Below are 18,852 nucleotides of genomic sequence, written 5' to 3' on the forward strand. Positions count from 1 at the left end.
CCTTACAGCTTCATCAGGCTGGCGTCGTCGACCGAGGACGAGTGGCGGGAACGGAAGATCGTCACGATGATCGCCAGGCCGACCACGACCTCGGCCGCGGCGACGACCATCGTGAAGAACGCGATGATCTGGCCGTCGAGGTTGCCGTGCATCCGCGAGAAGGTGACGAAGGCCAGGTTGCAGGCGTTCAGCATCAGCTCGACGCACATGAACACGACGATCGCGTTCCGCCGGATCAGCACCCCGGCCGCGCCGATGCTGAACAGCAGGGCGGAGAGGTAGAGGTAGTTGACCGGGTTCACTTGCCTGCCTCCTCGGCTCGCTCGATCCGGCCGAGACGCTGCTCGGCGCGCTGCTCCAGCGCGGCGAGGTCGGCGAGCGCCTGGCCCGACACGTCGCGGATCTGGCCCCGGGCCCGCAGCGTGTCGCTGACGGTGAGCTCGGACGACGTGCCGTCGGGCAGCAGCCCGGGGATGTCCACGGCGTTGTGCCGGGCGTAGACACCGGGCGCGGGCAGCGGCGGCACCTGCTTGCCGGCGCGGACCCGGGCCTCGGCCTGCTCCCGCTGGGTCGGGGCGCGCTCGGTGCGCTCGCGGTGGGTGAGCACCATCGCGCCGACGGCCGCCGTGATCAGCAGCGCGCCGGTGATCTCGAAGGCGAACACGTACTTGGTGAAGATCAGGGACGCCAGGCCCTCGACGTTGCCGCCGGAGTTCGCCTGGCCGAGGCCGTTGAAGGTGCGGATCGACGCGTTGCCGATCCCGGCCATCAGCAGGACGCCGAAGCCGAGCCCGCAGGCCGCGGCCGCCCACCGCTGGCCCTTGATGGTCTCCTTGAGCGAGTCGGACGCGGTGACGCCGACCAGCATGACGACGAAGAGGAACAGCATCATGACCGCGCCGGTGTAGACGACGATCTGGACGACGCCCAGGAAGTACGCGCCGTTGGCGAGGTAGAACACCGCCAGCACGATCATGGTCCCGGCCAGGCACAGGGCGCTGTGCACGGCCTTCTTCATCAGGACCGTGCCGAGCGCGCCGAGGACGGCGACCACGGCGAGGACCCAGAACTGGAAGGCCTCGCCGGTGGAGGTGGTGTAAGCGGCGACGTTCACGCATCCACCCCCTGGTCCTCGGGCCGCTCGCCCTTGGAGACCGCGACCTGGCGCTCCGTACCGGGCGCGGCCTCGGTGACCAGACCCCGGTAGTAGTCCTGCTCGGTCATCCCCGGATAGATCGCGTGCGGGGTGTCGACCATGCTCTCCTCCAAGCCCGCGAGCAGCTCCTCCTTGGTGTAGATGAGCGACTCACGGGTCCTGTCGGCGAGTTCGTAATCGTTCGTCATGGTCAGCGCCCGGGTGGGGCAGGCCTCGACGCACAGGCCGCACAGGATGCAGCGCAGATAGTTGATCTGGTAGACGACGCCGTACCGCTCGCCCGGCGAGTAGCGCTCCTCGTCGGTGTTGTCCGCGCCCTCCACGTAGATCGCGTCGGCCGGGCAGGCCCAGGCGCACAGCTCGCAGCCGATGCACTTCTCAAGCCCGTCCGGGTGCCGGTTGAGCTGGTGCCGGCCGTGGAAGCGCGGCGCGGTGGGCTTCTTCTCCTCCGGGTACTGCTCGGTCAGCCGCCGCTTGAACATGGCCTTGAAGGTCACGCCGAAGCCGGCGACGGGGTTCTGGAAGTCAGGCACCGTCAGCCTCCTTTCCGTCACTGTCGCTGGGGGTTCGGGGGTCCCCCCCGGGAATGTCGCTGCCGGGGCCACCACTGACAATCAACTCGCGTTCGTGGCGCGGCCGTCGGCGTGGCACGGGCGGCAGGGTCTGTCCGGGCAGCGGCGGCACCGGGAAGCCGCCTGCCATCGGGTCGAACGCGGGCGGCGGGCCGCCCTCCGCCCCGGCGGCCTCTCCCGCCTTCTCGCCGCGCTCGCGGAAGATGTCGTAGACGAAGGAGAGCAGCAGGAGCGCGACGACCCCGCCGCCCACGTACAGCACGATCTGCTGGTAGTCGACGTTCTCGTTGCGCAGTGCCCGCACGGTCGCGACGAGCATGACCCAGACCATCGAGACCGGGATGAGGACCTTCCAGCCGAGCTTCATCAGCTGGTCGTAGCGGACCCGCGGGAGCGAGCCGCGCAGCCAGATGAAGAAGAACAGCAGCAGCTGCACCTTGATGGTGAACCAGAGCATCGGCCACCACCCGTGGTTCGCGCCCTCCCAGAAGGCGCTGATCGGGTACGGGGCCATCCAGCCGCCGAGGAAGAGGGTGATCGCGACCGCCGAGACGGTGACCATGTTGACGTACTCGGCGAGCATGAACATCGCGAACTTGATCGACGAGTACTCGGTGTTGAAGCCGCCGACGAGATCGCCCTCGGATTCCGGCATGTCGAACGGCAGCCGGTTCGTCTCACCGATCATCGACACGATGTAGATCAGGAAGGAGACCGGGAGCAGGATCGCGAACCATCGGTCGTGCTGTTCGGCGACGATCGTCGAGGTGGACATCGACCCGGAGTAGAGGAACACGGCCGCAAACGACAGGCCCATCGCGATCTCGTACGAGATCAGCTGCGCGGCCGAGCGCAGGCCGCCGAGCAGCGGGTACGTCGAGCCGGACGACCAGCCCGCGAGCACGATGCCGTAGAAGCCGACGGAGGCGACCGCGAGGATGTAGAGGATCGCGATCGGCAGGTCGGTGAGCTGCATCGCGGTGCGCTGGCCGAAGATCGAGATCTCGTTGCCCGGCGGGCCGAAGGGGATCACCGCGATGGCCATGAAGGCGGGGATCGCGGCGACGATCGGCGCCAGCACGTAGACCGCCTTGTCGGCGCGCTTGACGACCAGGTCCTCCTTCAGCATCAGCTTGATGCCGTCCGCGAGGGACTGGAGCATGCCCCAGGGGCCGTGCCGGTTGGGGCCGATGCGCAGCTGCATCCAGGCGACGACCTTGCGCTCCCAGACGATCGAGAAGAGCACGGTCACCATCAGGAAGGCGAAGCAGAAGACGGCCTTGATGACGACGAGCCACCACGGGTCGGTGCCGAACATCGACAGGTCCTCTGCGGCCAGCTGCTGGACCGGCTGGATGCCCTGGATCATGCGTCCACCTCCGTCGGGGCGGGCTCCGTCGGGGCCGCGGCGATCTTCACCAGCCGGCCGGGAAGCACGCCCAGATCGCGCTGCACCCCGCCGCCGACGGAGTTCAGCGGGAGCCACACCACCCGGTCGGGCATCGGTGTGACCTGGAGCGGCAGTTGTACGGACCCGGCCGGGCCGGAGACCCGTACGACCGCGCCGTCCGCGACCCCAGCCTCCTCGGCCGTGGCCGCCGAGAGCCGGGCGACTGCGGCGTGCCGGGTCGCGGCCAGCGCGTCGTCACCGGCCTGCAGCCGGCCCTGGTCGAGCAGGAGCCGGTGACCGGCGAGGACCGCCTCGCCCGCTTCGGGGCGGGACAGCGGCCGCGGGTGCTCCGCGGGCCCTGCGGCATACGGCCCGTCCCAGGCGCCGAGCCGCTCCATCTCCCGCCGTACCGCCTGTACGTCCGGCAGCCCCAGATGGCCCTGTCCATGAGCGTCTGCGCCGTCGGCCATGGCGTCGGCCAGCATGTTCAGCACGCGCGCGTCCGGCATCCGGTGCCGCTGGACCATCAGGTCCGGCTTGAGCGCGGCCTCGAACGGCCTCGCGCGGCCTTCCCAGTTGAGGAACGTGCCGTCCTTCTCGGCGACGGCGGCGACCGGCAGAACGACGTCCGCCCGCTCGGTGACCTCGCTGGGCCGCTGCTCCAGGCTGACCACGAAGTCCGCCGCGTCCAGGGCATGGATCGCGCGGTCCGGGTCGGGCAGGTCGGCGACCTCGACGCCCGCGACGAGCAGTGCGGACAGCTCGCCGGTGGCCGCGGCCTCGACGATCTGGCCGGCGTCGCGCCCGTGCCGGTGCGGCAGTCCCGCCACGCCCCAGGCGGCGGCCGTCTCCTCACGCGCGCGTGGATCGGTGGCCGGGCGGCCGCCGGGCAGCAGCCCGGGGAGCGCGCCCGCCTCGATCGCGCCGCGCTCGCCCGCCCGGCGCGGGATCCAGGCGAGCGTGGCGCCGGTCGCGGTGGCGGCCCGTACGGCGGCGGTCAGGGCACCTGGTACGCCTGCCAGCCGCTCACCGACGACGATCACAGCGCCCTCGGCGCGCAGTGCCTCCGCCGCCTTCTCGCCGTCCTCGTCGAGCCCGGCCCGGCCCGCGATTGCATCGAGCCACTCGGTCTCGGTGCCGGGCGCGGCGGGGAGCAGGGTTCCGCCCGCCTTCGTCAGGCCGCGGGTGGCGTGGGTGGCGATGGCGAAGGTGCGCCGGCCGTGCTTGCGCCACGCCTTGCGCAGCCGCAGGAAGACGCCGGGCGCCTCCTCCTCCGACTCCAGCCCGGCGAGCAGCACCGCCGGGGCCTTCTCCAAGGCCGTGTACGTGAGCCCGCTGCCGTCCAGGTCCCGGCCCCGGCCCGCGATGTGCGCGGCGAGGAAGTCGGCCTCCTCTGCGCTGTGGACGCGGGCCCGGAAGTCGATGTCGTTGGTGTCGAGCGCGACCCGGGCGAACTTGGCGTACGCGTACGCGTCTTCGACCGTGAGCCGTCCGCCGGTCAGCACGCCCGTACGGCCCTTGGCTGCCGCAAGCCCCCTGGCCGCGGCCTCCAGGGCCTCCGGCCAGCTCGCGGGCTCCAGTTCACCGGACTCCGCGCTCCGGACGAGCGGCGCGGTCAGCCGGTCGGGCAGCTGCGCGTAGCGGAAGCCGAAGCGGCCCTTGTCGCAGATCCACTCCTCGTTGACCTCGGGGTCGTCGGCGGCGAGGCGTCGCATGACCTTGCCGCGCCGGTGGTCCGTACGGGTCGCGCAGCCGCTCGAGCAGTGCTCGCAGACGCTCGGCGAGGAGACGAGGTCGAAGGGGCGGGAGCGGAACCGGTAGGCCTTGGAGGTGAGGGCGCCCACCGGGCAGATCTGGATGGTGTTGCCGGAGAAGTACGACTCGAAGGGCTCGCCCTCGCCGATGCCGACCTGCTCCAGCGCGCCCCGCTCCAGCAGCTCGATCATCGGGTCGCCCGCGATCTGGTCCTGGAACCGGGTGCAGCGGGCGCACAGCACGCAGCGCTCGCGGTCCAGCAGCACCTGCGCGGACAGCGGGATGGGCTTCTCGTACGTCCGCTTCCTGCCCTCGAAGCGGGTGTCGGCCTGGCCCGCGCTCATGGCCTGGTTCTGCAGCGGGCACTCGCCGCCCTTGTCGCAGACCGGGCAGTCGAGCGGGTGGTTGATCAGCAGCAGCTCCATCACTCCGCGCTGGGCCTTCTCGGCCACGGGCGAGGTGAGCTGAGTCCGCACCACCATCCCGTCCGTACAAGTGATCGTGCAGGACGCCATGGGCTTGCGCTGGCCCTCGACCTCGACGATGCACTGGCGGCAGGCGCCGACCGGGTCGAGGAGCGGGTGGTCGCAGAAGCGCGGGATCTCGATCCCGAGCAGTTCGGCCGCCCGGATCACGAGGGTCCCCTTGGGGACGGAGAGCTCGATGCCGTCGATGGTGACGGACACCAGGTCCTCCGGCGGCACCGCCGCTTCCCCGCCTCCGGTGGGGGCGTTGGCCACGCCGGCGGAGCCGCTTGATGGTTGCAGCATGGTCATGGTTACGCATGCACCCCCTTGGTGGTGGCGGTCTTGTGGTTGTCGGCCCAGAGCGTCGACTTGGCCGGGTCGAAGGGGCAGCCGCGGCCCGTGATGTGCTGCTCGTACTCCGCGCGGAAGTACTTGAGCGAGGAGAAGATGGGCGAGGCGGCGCCGTCTCCCAGCGCGCAGAAGGACTTGCCGTTGATGGTGTCGGCGATGTCGTTCAGCTTGTCGAGGTCCTCCATGCGGCCCTTGCCCGCCTCGATGTCGCGCAGCAGCTGCACCAGCCAGTACGTGCCTTCGCGGCAGGGCGTGCACTTGCCGCAGGACTCGTGGGCGTAGAACTCGGTCCAGCGGGTGACGGCCCGGACGACGCAGGTGGTCTCGTCGAAGCACTGCAGCGCCTTGGTACCGAGCATCGAACCGGCCGCGCCCACGCCCTCGTAGTCGAGCGGTACGTCCAGGTGCTCGTCGGTGAGCAGCGGGGTCGAGGAGCCGCCGGGGGTCCAGAACTTCAGCCGGTGTCCTGGGCGCATGCCCCCGCTCATGTCGAGGAGCTGGCGGAGCGTGACGCCCAGCGGGGCCTCGTACTGGCCGGGGCCCGCGACGTGTCCCGAGAGCGAGTAGAGCGTGAAGCCCGGGGACTTCTCGCTGCCCATGGAGCGGAACCAGTCGTTGCCGCGGTTCAGGATCGCGGGAACCGAGGCGATGGACTCGACGTTGTTCACGACAGTGGGGCAGGCGTAGAGGCCTGCGACAGCCGGGAAGGGGGGACGCAGCCGGGGCTGGCCGCGCCGGCCTTCGAGCGAGTCGAGCAGTGCGGTCTCCTCGCCGCAGATGTACGCGCCCGCGCCCGCGTGCACGGTGAGCTCGAGGTCGAAGCCGCTGCCCATGATGTCCTTGCCGAGGTAGCCCGCCTCGTACGCCTCGGCGACCGCGTGGTGCAGCCGGCGCAGCACGGGCACGACCTCGCCGCGCAGGTAGATGAAGGCGTGGTTGGAGCGGATGGCATGGCAGGCGATCACCATGCCCTCGATGAGCGCGTGCGGGTTGGCGAAGAGGAGGGGGATGTCCTTGCAGGTTCCGGGTTCGGACTCGTCTGCGTTGACGACGAGGTAGTGCGGCTTGCCGTCGCCCTGCGGGATGAACTGCCATTTCATGCCGGTGGGGAAGCCCGCGCCGCCGCGGCCGCGCAGACCCGAGTCCTTGACCAGGGCGATGACGTCGTCCGGCGCCATCCCCAGGGCCTTGCGCAGGCCCTTGTAGCCGTCGTGGCGCCGGTAGGTGTCCAGCGTCCAGGAGTTGGGCTGGTCCCAGAACGCGGAGAGCACGGGCACGAGCAGCTTCTCGGGGCTGGTCTCGCCCCCGGCCCCCGGCCGGGAGGGGCCGCCATGTTCCGTTGACACGGTCATCACTCCTCGCCCTCCTCGGTCACCGGACCGGCGGGGTGCTGCGGGTCGGAGGCGGAGGTCTTCTGTGGTGCGTCGTGCGAGCTGGGGTGCGTCGCGGGCGGCTCGTCCGCGGGTGTCCCTCCTGAGGGAACCGAGTGGGAGGAGCGCGGGGAGACGACGCGGCCCGGGCCTGCCTCGCCCTTGGCGAGCCGCAGTCCGGCGAGGGAGGCGGGCCCGGCTCCGCCGGTCGCCTCGACCACGCCGGGCCGCTCGTCCGGGAAGCCGGCGAGGATCCGGGCGGTCTGCTTGTACGTGCACAGGGGCGCGCCGCGGGTCGGCTCGACGTCCCGGCCCGCCCGCAGGTCGTCCACCAACTGCTTGGCGGACTCGGGGGTCTGGTTGTCGAAGAACTCCCAGTTGACCATCACGACGGGTGCGAAGTCGCAGGCCGCGTTGCACTCGACGTGCTCGAGTGTGACCTTGCCGTCCTCGGTGGTCTCGCCGTTGCCGACGCCCAGGTGCCGCTTCAGCTCGTCGAAGATGGCGTCGCCGCCCATCACCGCGCACAGCGTGTTGGTGCAGACGCCGACCTGGTAGTCGCCGGACGGCTTGCGCCGGTACATCGTGTAGAAGGTGGAGACCGCGGTGACCTCGGCGGTGGTGAGGCCGAGCATCTCGGCGCAGAACCGGATGCCGGTGCGGGAGACGTAGCCCTCCTCCGACTGCACGAGGTGCAGCAGCGGCAGCAGCGCGGAGCGGCTGTCGGGGTAGCGGGCGATCAGCTCGCGCGCGTCGGCCTCCAGCCGGGCCCGTACGTCGGCCGGGTAGTCGGGGGCGGGGAGCTGCGGCATCCCCAGGTGCACCTCTGGGTTGGCGGGGTTGGCTGTCACCGGTCGACACCTCCCATCACGGGGTCGATGGACGCCACCGCGACGATGACGTCGGCGACCTGGCCGCCTTCGCACATCGCCGCCATGGCCTGCAGGTTGGTGAAGGACGGGTCGCGGAAGTGGACCCGGTACGGACGTGTGCCGCCGTCGCTGACCGCGTGCACGCCCAGCTCGCCCTTGGGCGACTCCACGGCCGTGTAGGCCTGGCCCGGCGGGACCCGGAAGCCCTCGGTGACCAGCTTGAAGTGGTGGATCAGGGCCTCCATCGACGTGCCCATGATCTTCTTGATGTGGTCGAGCGAGTTGCCGAGACCGTCGGGGCCGAGGGCGAGCTGCGCGGGCCAGGCGATCTTCTTGTCGCCGACCATCACCGGGCCCGGCTCCAGCCGGTCCAGGCACTGCTCGACGATCCGCAGCGACTGCCGCATCTCCTCGAGCCGGATCAGGAACCGGCCGTACGCGTCGCAGGTGTCGGCGGTCGGCACCTCGAAGTCGAAGGTCTCGTAGCCGCAGTAGGGCTGTGCCTTGCGGAGGTCGTGCGGGAGGCCGGCGGCGCGCAGAATCGGTCCTGTGGCGCCGAGTGCCATGCAGCCCGCGAGGTCGAGGTAGCCGACGTCCTGCATCCGGCCCTTGAAGACGGGGTTTCCGGTGGCGAGCTTGTCGTACTCGGGGAGGTTCTTCCGCATCTGCTTGATGCACTCGCGGATGGCGTCCACCGCGCCGGGCGGCAGGTCCTGGGCGAGTCCTCCGGGGCGGATGTACGCGTGGTTCATCCGCAGCCCGGTGATCAACTCGTACAGATCCAGGATCATTTCGCGGTCCCGGAAGCCGTAGATCATGATCGTGGTGGCGCCGAGCTCCATGCCGCCGGTGGCGATGGCCACCAGGTGGGAGGAGAGCCGGTTCAGCTCCATCAGCAGCACGCGGACCAGGGTGGCGCGGTCGGGGATGTCGTCCTCGATGCCGAGGAGCTTCTCCACGGCCAGGCAGTACCCCGCCTCGTTGTAGAACGAGGTGAGGTAGTCCATGCGCGTGACGAACGTGGTGCCCTGCGTCCACGTCCGGTACTCGAGGTTCTTCTCGATGCCGGTGTGGAGGTAGCCGATGCCGCAGCGGGCCTCGGTGACCGTCTCGCCGTCGATCTCCAGGATCAGCCGGAGCACGCCGTGCGTGGACGGGTGCTGCGGTCCCATGTTGACGACGATCCGCTCGTCGTCGGCCTTGACCGCGGCGGTCGCGACCTCGTCCCAGTCGCCGCCGGTGACGGTGTAGACGGTGCCTTCTGTGGTCTCTCGTGGAGTCGCTTGCGAAGCAGACATCAGCTGTACGACCTCCGCTGGTCGGGAGCCGGGATCTGGGCGCCCTTGTACTCGACGGGGATGCCGCCGAGCGGGTAGTCCTTGCGCTGCGGGAAGCCCTGCCAGTCGTCCGGCATCATGATCCGCGTCAGGGCCGGGTGGCCGTCGAAGACGATGCCGAAGAAGTCATACGTCTCGCGCTCGTGCCAGTCGTTGGTCGGGTAGACCGAGACGATCGACGGGATGTGCGGTTCGGCGTCGGGGCAGCCGACCTCGAGCCGGATCAGCCGGTTGTGGGTGATCGAGCGCAGGTGGTAGACGGCGTGCAGCTCGCGGCCCTTGTCGCCCGGGAAGTGGACGCCGCTGACGCCCGTACAGAGCTCGAAGCGCAGGGCCGGGTCGTCGCGGAGGGTCCTGGCCACCTGGAGCAGGTGCTCGCGGGCGATGTGGAAGGTGATCTCGTCGCGGTCGACGACCGTCTTCTCGATCGCGTTCTCGGGGACCAAGCCCTGTTCCTCCAGGGCGCCTTCGAGCTCGTCGGCGACCTCGTCGAACCAGCCTCCGTACGGCCGGGTGGCCGCGCCGGGCAGCCGTACGGACCGCACGAGGCCGCCGTAGCCGGAGGTGTCGCCGCCGCTGCTGGGGCCGAACATGCCGCGGCGCACGTCGATGACCTCGCCGTGGTCACCGCGCTGGCCCGGCAGGTTCTGGGCGTTCAGGTCCTTGTCGGGGTTGACGCCGTTGGCGTTCGGCTCAGGTGCATCGCTCACCGCAGCAGCCCCTTCATCTCGATCGTCGGGAGCGCCTTGAGCGCCGCTTCCTCCGCTTCGCGCGCCGCCTGTTCGCGGTTGACCCCGAGCTTCTCCTCGCGGATCTTCTGGTGGAGCTTGAGGATCGCGTCCAGCAGCATCTCGGGGCGGGGCGGGCAGCCGGGCAGGTAGATGTCGACGGGGACGACATGGTCGACGCCCTGCACGATCGCGTAGTTGTTGAACATCCCGCCGGAGGAAGCGCAGACGCCCATGGAGATGACCCACTTCGGGTTCGGCATCTGGTCGTAGACCTGCCGCAGCACCGGGGCCATCTTCTGGCTCACCCGGCCCGCCACGATCATCAGGTCCGCCTGGCGCGGCGATCCGCGGAAGACCTCCATGCCGAAGCGCGCGAGGTCGTAGCGCCCGGCGCCGGTGGTCATCATCTCGATGGCGCAGCACGCCAGGCCGAAGGTGGCGGGGAAGACGGACGACTTGCGCACCCACCCCGCGGCCTGTTCGACGGTGGTCAGCAGAAAGCCGCTCGGAATTTTCTCTTCGATACCCATGATTGGCCCCTAGTCCCCTAGTCCCATTCCAGGCCGCCGCGCCGCCAGACATAGGCGTAGGCGACAAAGACGGTGAGCACGAAGAGGACCATCTCGACGAGCCCGAACAGCCCCAGCGCGTCGAAGGTGACGGCCCAGGGATAGAGGAAGACGATCTCGATGTCGAAGACGATGAAGAGCATCGCCGTCAGGTAGTACTTGATCGGGAAGCGCCCGCCTCCGGCCGGGTGCGGGGTCGGCTCGATGCCGCACTCGTACGCCTCGAGCTTGGCCCGGTTGTAGCGCTTGGGGCCGACGAGACTGGCCATGACCACGGAGAAGATCGCGAAGCCTGCCCCGAGGGCGCCTAGCACGAGGATGGGCGCATAGGCGTTCACGCTCCTCGCTCCTTCCAGTCGACGATGACTGCGGACCGCGACCGGACGTGCACACCGCCAACACAAAGATCGTGCATATGTGAGGCAGTTCACAAGCCCGAGTCGACTGCATCCTATGCCTCTCGGTCTGTGATCTGCGACACGGGGTTCGACAAGCGCTTTGTGATCTCCACCACCTGACGAACGATCATGAAGTCGGATGAGCGGTGATCTTCATACGCGAAGCGTCCGGCCGATCACGAGCGGTGACATCTTCGGGCCTTACCGCAGGTCAGGGCGGTGCGCATCTAGCAAAGAGCAACTGTCCATGCAAATTCGCAATGGACTGCGAGGGCTGATAAATAGGCGCAACCCGCGGATGCGGAAGGCGATGGAAGACGCCGGAGACGGTGGGCGCGGCGGCTCGCGAACCGGCCATGATCGCCGGTGCGTGCACGCATTCACACGCAGGGCGGCGCTGTTCAATGCGTCGCCAAACCGTGAGGTATCCCACGTCGTCTCCGCGCTCGGAAATGCCTTGCTTGGCCACCGACCGTAGGTGGTGGTAAGCGACGCGCAATTCGGGCGAAACAAAAGAAAGCCGTGACCATGGCGTGACCGGAGCTGACCCCTCCGGAGCGGAACGAGCCATCCAAGATCGGCAAGTGGCCTTTCTCGCCGCGTACGTGACAACTGTGGCGCATCACACGTTCCTTGAAGGAACCCTGGACACCCTGATAGCCGTGGTTGCATGTCCCACACCGCTCACATACGTAGCCGCCGGAAACCCCGTCGTAGCGCCAGCACCTGGGTGCTGCGCACGGGTGTGGCCGGCGGCGTCCTCAGCACCCTCGCCGTCACCGGCGGATCGGGCTCCGCTCTCGCGGCCGAGTCCACCGCCGAGACGACGGTGGAAATGCCCACGGTGACCGACACCCTCGCGGGCGCGGTCGCGCAGTCCTCCGCGGCCACGGAGCAGGCCGCCCTCGACTACGAGTACCGGGCCGAGCTCGAGAAGCAGCGTGAGCGCGCCGCGGACGCCGCGCGCAAGGCCGCCAAGAAGGCCAAGCAGGAGGCCGAGCGCAAGGCCGAGGCCGCGCGCAAGGCGAAGGCCAGGAAGGCGGCGGAGGCCCGCGAGCGCGCCTCCCGCGCCGCTGAGCGCACCACTCTGAGCACCGCCTCCTCCTCCGCGACCGGCAGCGCCGCGACCGTCCTCGCCTTCCTCGAGGCGCAGCTCGGCAAGGCGTACGTCATGGGTGCCACCGGCCCGTCGGCGTACGACTGCTCGGGGCTGACGCAGGCCGCGTTCCGGACCGTCGGCGTCGATCTGCCGCGCGTCTCGCAGGACCAGTCGACCACCGGAACGCCGGTGTCGCTGGACGCCCTTCAGAAGGGCGACCTGCTGTTCTGGGGCGGTACGGGCAGCGCGTACCACGTGGCCGTCTACGTGGGCGACGGCATGTACATCGACGCCGCCAACCCCAGCAAGGGCGTAGTGAAGCAGAAGCTCAGCGACTACCCGCCGACGAGCGCCACGCGCGTTCTCTGATTCGCGACTCCCCCCACGGGGATCCCCTCACGCCGAAGGGCCGCCGCTCTCCCAGCCCGGGAGCTGCGGCCCTTCCGCGTGGTCACCGTCACGCCCGCGGTCGTCACCGACCGGGAGGGAGACGGTCGTTGCCGAGGTCATCAGCTCGAACCACACGATCTTCCCGGTGGGTGTGCGTTCACACCCCCACCGGCAGGCCAGCGCGTCGAGCAGCTGCAGCCCTCTGCCCGTTTCGTCGTCGTCCTCGGCCTGGCATACCTGGGGCGGGTCGGGCTCCGTGTCCTCGACCTCGCAGCGCAGCGCGCCGTCCGCCTGGGAGAGGCTGAACCGGATCGGTCCCCACGCATGGCGGAGCGCGTTGGTGACCAGCTCGCTGACCAGCAGCTCGGTGTCATCGGTGTGCTCGCGGAGCGCCCAGTCGGACAGCTGGGTGCGGGCAAGGCTCCGGGCCCTGGACACCGAGGACGGGTCGGGAGGCAGCAGCCACACCGCGCGCGTGGCCGCGGGAGCCGCGGGCGTTCTCATTCCGCCCGGCCGGTGCGGACCCGGCGGGGCGCAGGCCACGCGCGCTTCGGGCAGGAGGTCCCCCGCGCTCGCGAAAACCCTCACGCCATGGCAGGTCAGGCCCCGTCCGTGCTCGGGGTGGAAGTCGATGAGACAGGCCGCGTCGTGGTCGGATGCGGCGAGGAGCGGACACGGTTGCTGGTGCTGGTACATGAGTCGGACCTTTGTACCGCCGCTGCGGCGGGATTCCTGTCGGCATGACCATCCTGTGCCGGTGGGGTCCGGGGCATCAGGGGATGAATCCCCGGACGGGTACCTGAATCGTGCGTGCGGGGCGTACAGGGCGTATGCGCGGGGATGTGTACGGGGCATGCGGCGGCGCGTCGGCAGCCGCCGACAGGACTCATCCGTGCCGGCCGGGCCCGGCCCCCTCAAGGTGCTCAGCGGCCCAGGCCGCGACCTGCGTACGCGAGTGGAACCCGAGCTTGGCGAGAATGCGCTCGATGTGGCCCTCGGCGGTGCGCTGGGCGATGACGAGCCGGGCGGCGATCTCCCGGTTGCTCAGCCCCTGGGCGACCAGCAGCGCGATCTCGCGTTCCCGGGGCGTCAGCGGGGCCGGGGCGGTCGCGGTGTCCGCGGTGGCGGCCGCCGGTTCGCCGAGCGCGCAGGCGACGGCATCGCTGAAATCCATCGTCTCGCTGCGCCTGACCGCCGCCTGGAAGGCCTTGTCCCCGAGAGCCTCCCGTGCCCGCGCCTCGCACCGCTCGTGGGCGTCGACGAAGTGCCCGTACTTGGCTGGGGAGGCTCCCACCGCATGCCAGAAGACCCGGGCGGCCCCGAGCAGCTCCGCGGCCTGCGCGTGCCGGTCCTCCGCCCCCGCGGTCCAGGCGAGCGCCTCGATGCACAGGGCGATGCCGAGCCGGTCGTGGAAGGCGTACCGGAGCCGGGTGCTGTCACGGAGCAGGCCGGCCGCCCGGGGCAGGTCCCGCTGCCGGAACATCTCGAGTCCGAGCACCCACAGTGCGTACGAGCTGGACCAGTTCAGGCCCCGTTCCTTGCAGAACGCGAGCATCTCCTCACCCAGCTCGGCGGAGCGGGGATCGCCCAGCCATGAGGTGGCCTGCGCCAGCTGGTAGAGGCCGATCACGATGCCGCCGTCGTTGCCCAGGGCGCGGTGGCGCTCCAGCGCCTCGGCGAACAGCTCGACCGCACGCGGGATGTCGCCCTGGAACATCGCTGCCTGACCGCCCCACTCGGTCGCCCAGGCGAGGGCCGTCTCGTCGCCCAGCTCCTGTGCCAGCCGACGGCATTCGGCCAGCAGCGGCAGCCCCTCTGGCACGTCGCCCTGCTGGATGGCGTACCACGCATTGGCCCACAGCGCCTTCGCCCTGACCGGGCTGGGCTCCGGATCGCGCGCGAGCGCCTGGCCGAGCCAGTGGCGGGCCTCGGTGAAATCACCCGAGGCGAGCCAGTAGGGCCACAGCGCGGAGCCGATGGCGAGCGCCGACCGCGCCCCGCCCGGCTCGGTGAGGGAGAACTCCAGTGCCGCTCGCAGATTGGGGTGCTCCCTCGCCAGCCGGGACAGCCACTCGACCTGGTCGGGGCGGGTCCAGGCGGCCTCGCCCGCCTCGGCCAGATGCCGGTACCAGTCCCGGTGCCGCCGGCGCAGACCGTCCTCCTGGCCGGACCCGGCGAGCAGCTCCCTGCCGTACTGGCGGATCGTCTCCAGCAGCCGGTACCGAGCCGGTCCGCCGTCCTGCGCACACCCGATGATCGACTTGTCGACCAGGCCGGAGATCAGCTCGAGCATCTCCCGCCGGTCGATGCCGTCGCCGGTGCACACCTCCTCGGCCGCCTCCAGATCCAGACCGCCGGAGAAGACCGACAGCCTGGCCCACAGCAGCTGCTCCTTGGGCGAGCAGAGCTCGTAGCTCCAGTCGACCGCCGCTCGCAGCGTGCGCTGACGCGGCGGCACCGCCCGCCACCCACCCGTGAGCAGGTGCAGCCGGTCGTCCAGGCGGTCCAGGATCTGCTCGAGGGACAGGCAGCGCAGGCGCACCGCCGCCAGCTCGATCGCGAGGGGGATCCCGTCGAGCCTGCGGCAGAGCCCGCTCACGGCCTGCGCGTTCCGGTCACAGAGAGCGAAGTCCGGTCGCATGGCGCGGGCCCGCTCGACGAAGAGCGTCACGGCGTCGTACTGCGCCAGCGATCCGGGCGCCGCCTGCGCCTCGGGGTCGGGTACGGGCAGAGGCGGCACGTTCAGGATCGATTCGCCCTGCACCCCCAGCGGTTGCCGGCTGGTGGCCAGGATCCGCAGGCCGGGGGCCGTACGCAGCAGCCGCCCGGCCAGACTCGCGGTCGCGTCCGGCAGGTGCTCGCAGTTGTCCAGCAGGAGCAGCAGCTGCCGGTCGGCCAGGAAGTCGCAGAGGGCCTCGACGGGCGGCCGGGACTGATGGCGGATCCCGAGCACGTCGATCACGGTGTGGGCCAGCAGCCGCTCATCCGTGAGGGCGGCCAGCTCGACCAGCCACACCCCGTCGGGGAAAGCCCGCTCCACCTCGGCCGCGACCCTGAGTCCGAGCCGGGTCTTGCCCACACCGCCGACGCCGACGAGGCTCAGCATCCGCGTGTTCGACAGCAGCCGCTTCGCTTCCGCGAGCTCCCGACGGCGGCCGACGAAGCTTGTCGCGTCGGCCGGAAGGCCCTTCCCATGCCGCCGCGGCGCCACGAAAGTCATAGTGATCTGACTCTAGATATCCGGACTGATCGTGACAACCGGGCTGGTCATGAGAATCGGCCACCAGCCCTGCGACGAGCCCGGGGTACATGCCCGGCTACGGGCCCGGGGACATGCCCCGGCTCCGGGCCCGGGATACGTGGCCCGGCTACGAGCGCGGTGCCACCTTCGACAGACCGTTGATGACGCGGTCCATGGCGTCACCGCCCTTCGGGTCCGTGAGGTTCGCGAGCAGCTTGAGCGTGAACCTCATCAGCAGCGGGTGCGTGAGGCCCCGCTGCGTGGCGACCTTCATGACCTTCGGGTTGCCGATCAGCTTCACGAAGGCGCGGCCGAGCGTGTAGTAGCCGCCGTAGGTGTCCTTGAGGATCTTCGGGTAGGCGCGGAGGGCGAGTTCCCGCTGGGCCGGGGTCGCGCGGGCGTGCGCCTGGACGATGACGTCCGCCGCGATCTGGCCGGACTCCATCGCGTAGGCGATGCCCTCGCCGTTGAACGGGTTGACGAGGCCGCCCGCGTCGCCGACCAGCAGCAGGCCCCTGGTGTAGTGCGGCTGCCGGTTGAAGGCCATCGGGAGCGCGGCGCCCCGGATCGGCCCCGTCATGTTCTCCGGCGTGTAGCCCCAGTCCTCCGGCATCGAGGCGCACCAGGCCTTGAGGACCTCGCGCCAGTCCAGGTCCTTGAACGCCTCGGAGGTGTTGAGGACGCCGAGGCCGACGTTGGACGTGCCGTCGCCCATGCCGAAGATCCAGCCGTAGCCGGGCAGCAGCCGCTCCTGGCCGCCGCGCCGGTCCCACAGCTCCAGCCAGGACTCCAGGTAATCGTCGTCGTGCCGGGGCGAGGTGAAGTACGTCCGTACGGCCACCCCCATCGGGCGGTCCTCGCGCCGGTGCAGGCCCATCGCCAGGGACAGCCGGGTGGAGTTGCCGTCGGCGGCGACGACGAGCGGCGCGTGGAAGGTGACCGGCGTCTTCTCCTCGCCGAGTTTGGCCTCGACGCCGGTGATCCGGCCGGTACGGGGGTCCAGGACCGGCGCGCCGACGTTGCACCGCTCGTACAGCCGCGCGCCCGCCTTCTGCGCCTGCCGCGCCAGCTGCTCGTCGAAGTCGTCGCGCTTGCGCACGAGTCCGTAGTCCGGATACGAGGCCAGCTCCGGCCAGTCGAGCTGGAGCCGGACGCCGCCGCCGATGATGCGCAGGCCCTTGTTGCGGAGCCAGCCCGCCTCTTCGGAGATGTCGATGCCCATCGCGACGAGCTGCTTGGTCGCGCGCGGGGTGAGGCCGTCGCCGCAGACCTTCTCGCGCGGGAACGCAGTCTTCTCCAGGAGCAGGACGTCGAGTCCGGCCTTGGCCAGGTAGTAGGCGGTCGTGGAACCGGCGGGCCCGGCTCCCACGACGATCACATCGGCGCTGCGCTCGCTGCGGGCGGCGGTGTCGGGCACGTCGGCACTCCTGGTGCTCTCGGTGGAGACGGCGGACGACCGCAGTCTAGAACGCCCACTTCGCGGCCCCGCGGGAGGAGGTGCTACGCCGCTACGGCCGCCCGGCTCGGGACCGCGATCCGGTGGAGGGCGGCGGTGCGCTCCGCCGGGTCCGGGGAGGACATGAGCGCGGAGAGTACGGCGATCCTGGCCTGGCCCGCGCGCAGCGTGCCGGTCGGCACCGCACCCGCCGCCACGAGGTCGACCGCGCCGCCGCCGCCCGCATAGATCGGGGTGACAGGGCCCGCCGGGACGCGAGTGGTCAGCGCGACGAGGACACCGCGGGAGACGGCCCGGCCGACCGCGGCCGTGAAATCCGGGGTGGCGTTGCCCGCGCCGGCGGCCACGAGCACGACGCCGCGCGCCCCCGCCTCCACGGCCGCCTCGAGGAGCAGCGGGTCGGCGTCGCTGTGGTGCATGACCATGTCCACGCGCGGCATGGCGGTGTCGACGGGCGGCAGGGCGAGGGGCTCGGAGCGCTCGGGGCGGCGGAGGATGTGGACGCGGCCGAAACCGACTTTCCCCACAGGGGTGTTGGAGGGGTCGGCGAAGGCGTCGGCGGCGAGGGTCTGGGTCTTCACGGTGCCGCGGGCGGCGTGCACCCGGCCGGCGAACACGGCGAGCGCGCCGAGGTCCTGGACGTTCGCGGCGGTCAGCAGCGCGTCGTAGAGGTTGCCCGAGGCGTCGCCGTCGACGGCCTCCAGGGGGCGCTGGGCGCCGGTGAGGACGACGGGGCGGCGGTCGCGGTGGTGCAGGTCGAGCAGGAAGGCCGACTCCTCGAGGGTGTCGGTGCCGTGGGTGACGACGACGCCGTCGACGGCCGGGTCCTCCAGGACCTCGTGGACCGCGCGGAGCAGGGCGAGTTGGTGGGCGGTGGTCAGCCGCGGGCTGTTGACGGTGAACAGGTCGACGATCTCGGTCTCGACGCCCTCGGGTACGGCCGCCGCGGCGAGTACGTCCCGCCCGGCCGCGTCGGCGGCGTAACCCTTGCCCTGCCAGCGGCTGGCTATCGTCCCGCCGGTGGTCACCACGACGATCCGTCGCATGCCCTGCTCACCTTCTTTCTTCACGTGGCTCTCGTGCTGTTCGCCGTGCTGCGTTGTGTCGTGCTGCGTTGCCCGCCTCAGATGGTCAACGAGCAAGAATAGGGAATTATGCCCGCAATCGGATGGCGGAAATTCACGTCGAGAGGGCATGACGTGGCAGATAATTGCCAACATGGATGAGATCGATCGCAGCATCTTGCGCGAGCTCCAGGAGGACGGCCGGCTGACCAACCAGGAACTCGCCCAGCGCGTCGGCCTGACCCCCTCGCCGTGCCTTCGGCGCGTACGTCAGCTGGAGGAGGACGGGGTGATCCGCGGCTACCGGGCGGTGATCGACCCGGCGACGGTCGGCCGCGGCTTCGAGGTGCTCGTCTCGGTGGAGGTGCGGCGGGACCGCGAGACGGTGGAGGCCTTCGAGGCCGCGCTGCGGGAGCTGCCGGACGTGGTCGAGGCGTACCGGCTCTTCGGCAGCCCAGGCTGCCTGCTGCGGATCGCGGTCGCGGACATCGACGCGTACGAGCGGCTGTGGATCGAGCGGATCACGGCGCTGCCGGGCGTGACGGAGGTCAACTCGCAGATCGTGATGAAGCGGATCAAGGAACCGCGCGGCTTGCCGGTCGTCCGGTAGCGGAGCGGCCCTCGGCGCGGCCCC

The 18,852-nt window shown here is 70.5% G+C and carries 17 protein-coding genes; 2 read left to right on the forward strand and 15 right to left on the reverse strand.

The genetic code is table 11. The features are described from left to right. Positions 1–2: 2 nt before the first annotated feature. Genes nuoK through ACTWQC_RS31980 form a run of 11 tightly spaced genes read right to left on the reverse strand, consistent with a single transcriptional unit; the run spans position 3 to position 10,908 of the window. A complete protein-coding gene (gene nuoK, locus ACTWQC_RS31930; protein WP_443319336.1) occupies positions 3–302 on the reverse strand; it encodes an NADH-quinone oxidoreductase subunit NuoK in 300 nt (99 codons plus the stop codon). After that, positions 299–1,114, reverse strand: a complete 816-nt coding sequence (locus ACTWQC_RS31935; RefSeq protein ID WP_443319337.1) for an NADH-quinone oxidoreductase subunit J — start codon at positions 1,112–1,114, stop codon at positions 299–301. The genes nuoK and ACTWQC_RS31935 overlap by 4 nt, the downstream gene beginning before the upstream one ends. Further along, positions 1,111–1,689, reverse strand: a complete 579-nt coding sequence (nuoI, locus tag ACTWQC_RS31940) for an NADH-quinone oxidoreductase subunit NuoI (RefSeq protein ID WP_443319338.1) — start codon at positions 1,687–1,689, stop codon at positions 1,111–1,113. The genes ACTWQC_RS31935 and nuoI overlap by 4 nt, the downstream gene beginning before the upstream one ends. After that, on the reverse strand, positions 1,682–3,097 hold the full coding sequence (gene nuoH, locus ACTWQC_RS31945; protein WP_443319339.1) for an NADH-quinone oxidoreductase subunit NuoH: 1,416 nt from the start codon (positions 3,095–3,097) through the stop codon (positions 1,682–1,684). Before nuoH ends, nuoI begins: the two co-directional genes overlap by 8 nt. Then, positions 3,094–5,649: an NADH-quinone oxidoreductase subunit G gene (locus ACTWQC_RS31950; protein WP_443319340.1), complete on the reverse strand. Its 2,556-nt coding sequence runs from the start codon at positions 5,647–5,649 to the stop codon at positions 3,094–3,096. The genes nuoH and ACTWQC_RS31950 overlap by 4 nt, the downstream gene beginning before the upstream one ends. Positions 5,650–5,651: 2 nt before the next feature. Beyond that, positions 5,652–7,043 carry an NADH-quinone oxidoreductase subunit NuoF gene (gene nuoF / locus ACTWQC_RS31955; protein WP_443319341.1) on the reverse strand — a complete coding sequence of 464 codons (1,392 nt, stop codon included), beginning with the start codon at positions 7,041–7,043 and terminating at the stop codon, positions 5,652–5,654. Then, positions 7,043–7,873 (reverse strand): NADH-quinone oxidoreductase subunit NuoE, encoded by an 831-nt coding sequence (gene nuoE / locus ACTWQC_RS31960; RefSeq protein ID WP_443319363.1) that lies wholly within the window; start codon positions 7,871–7,873, stop codon positions 7,043–7,045. Before nuoE ends, nuoF begins: the two co-directional genes overlap by 1 nt. Positions 7,874–7,908: 35 nt before the next feature. After that, the gene (locus tag ACTWQC_RS31965; RefSeq protein ID WP_443319342.1) at positions 7,909–9,231 is read right to left on the reverse strand and encodes an NADH-quinone oxidoreductase subunit D; all 1,323 of its coding nucleotides are present in this window, start codon (positions 9,229–9,231) and stop codon (positions 7,909–7,911) included. Next, positions 9,231–9,980 (reverse strand): NADH-quinone oxidoreductase subunit C, encoded by a 750-nt coding sequence (locus tag ACTWQC_RS31970; RefSeq protein ID WP_443319343.1) that lies wholly within the window; start codon positions 9,978–9,980, stop codon positions 9,231–9,233. The genes ACTWQC_RS31965 and ACTWQC_RS31970 overlap by 1 nt, the downstream gene beginning before the upstream one ends. Then, the gene (locus ACTWQC_RS31975) at positions 9,977–10,531 is read right to left on the reverse strand and encodes a NuoB/complex I 20 kDa subunit family protein (RefSeq protein ID WP_443319344.1); all 555 of its coding nucleotides are present in this window, start codon (positions 10,529–10,531) and stop codon (positions 9,977–9,979) included. The genes ACTWQC_RS31970 and ACTWQC_RS31975 overlap by 4 nt, the downstream gene beginning before the upstream one ends. Positions 10,532–10,548: 17 nt before the next feature. Next, positions 10,549–10,908, reverse strand: a complete 360-nt coding sequence (locus tag ACTWQC_RS31980; RefSeq protein ID WP_443319345.1) for an NADH-quinone oxidoreductase subunit A — start codon at positions 10,906–10,908, stop codon at positions 10,549–10,551. Positions 10,909–11,638: 730 nt separating this feature from the next. Here ACTWQC_RS31980 and ACTWQC_RS31985 point away from each other — a divergent pair. After that, entirely contained in the window at positions 11,639–12,436 is a 798-nt protein-coding gene (locus ACTWQC_RS31985) for a C40 family peptidase (protein WP_443319346.1), read from the forward strand. A 27-nt stretch (positions 12,437–12,463) separates the two neighbouring features. On the opposite strand, the gene ACTWQC_RS31990 is transcribed toward ACTWQC_RS31985, so the two are convergent. The 4 genes from ACTWQC_RS31990 to ACTWQC_RS32005 all read right to left on the reverse strand — a co-directional run bounded on the left by ACTWQC_RS31990 (position 12,464) and on the right by ACTWQC_RS32005 (position 18,200). After that, positions 12,464–13,153: a DUF5999 family protein gene (locus ACTWQC_RS31990; protein WP_443319347.1), complete on the reverse strand. Its 690-nt coding sequence runs from the start codon at positions 13,151–13,153 to the stop codon at positions 12,464–12,466. A 190-nt stretch (positions 13,154–13,343) separates the two neighbouring features. Then, positions 13,344–15,677, reverse strand: a complete 2,334-nt coding sequence (locus ACTWQC_RS31995; RefSeq protein ID WP_443319348.1) for an ATP-binding protein — start codon at positions 15,675–15,677, stop codon at positions 13,344–13,346. Positions 15,678–15,825: 148 nt separating this feature from the next. Then, complete coding sequence (locus ACTWQC_RS32000) at positions 15,826–17,115, reverse strand: geranylgeranyl reductase family protein (RefSeq protein WP_443319349.1); 1,290 nt, start codon at positions 17,113–17,115, stop codon at positions 15,826–15,828. 83 nt (positions 17,116–17,198) lie between these two features. Next, positions 17,199–18,200 (reverse strand): asparaginase, encoded by a 1,002-nt coding sequence (locus ACTWQC_RS32005; RefSeq protein WP_443319350.1) that lies wholly within the window; start codon positions 18,198–18,200, stop codon positions 17,199–17,201. 172 nt (positions 18,201–18,372) lie between these two features. Between ACTWQC_RS32005 and ACTWQC_RS32010 the strand changes: the two genes are divergently transcribed. Continuing rightward, positions 18,373–18,828 carry an Lrp/AsnC family transcriptional regulator gene (locus tag ACTWQC_RS32010; protein ID WP_443319351.1) on the forward strand — a complete coding sequence of 152 codons (456 nt, stop codon included), beginning with the start codon at positions 18,373–18,375 and terminating at the stop codon, positions 18,826–18,828. The last annotated feature ends 24 nt before the right edge of the window (positions 18,829–18,852 follow it).

Source organism: Streptomyces sp. 8N616 (assembly GCF_052246385.1).
GTDB lineage: Bacteria > Actinomycetota > Actinomycetes > Streptomycetales > Streptomycetaceae > Streptomyces.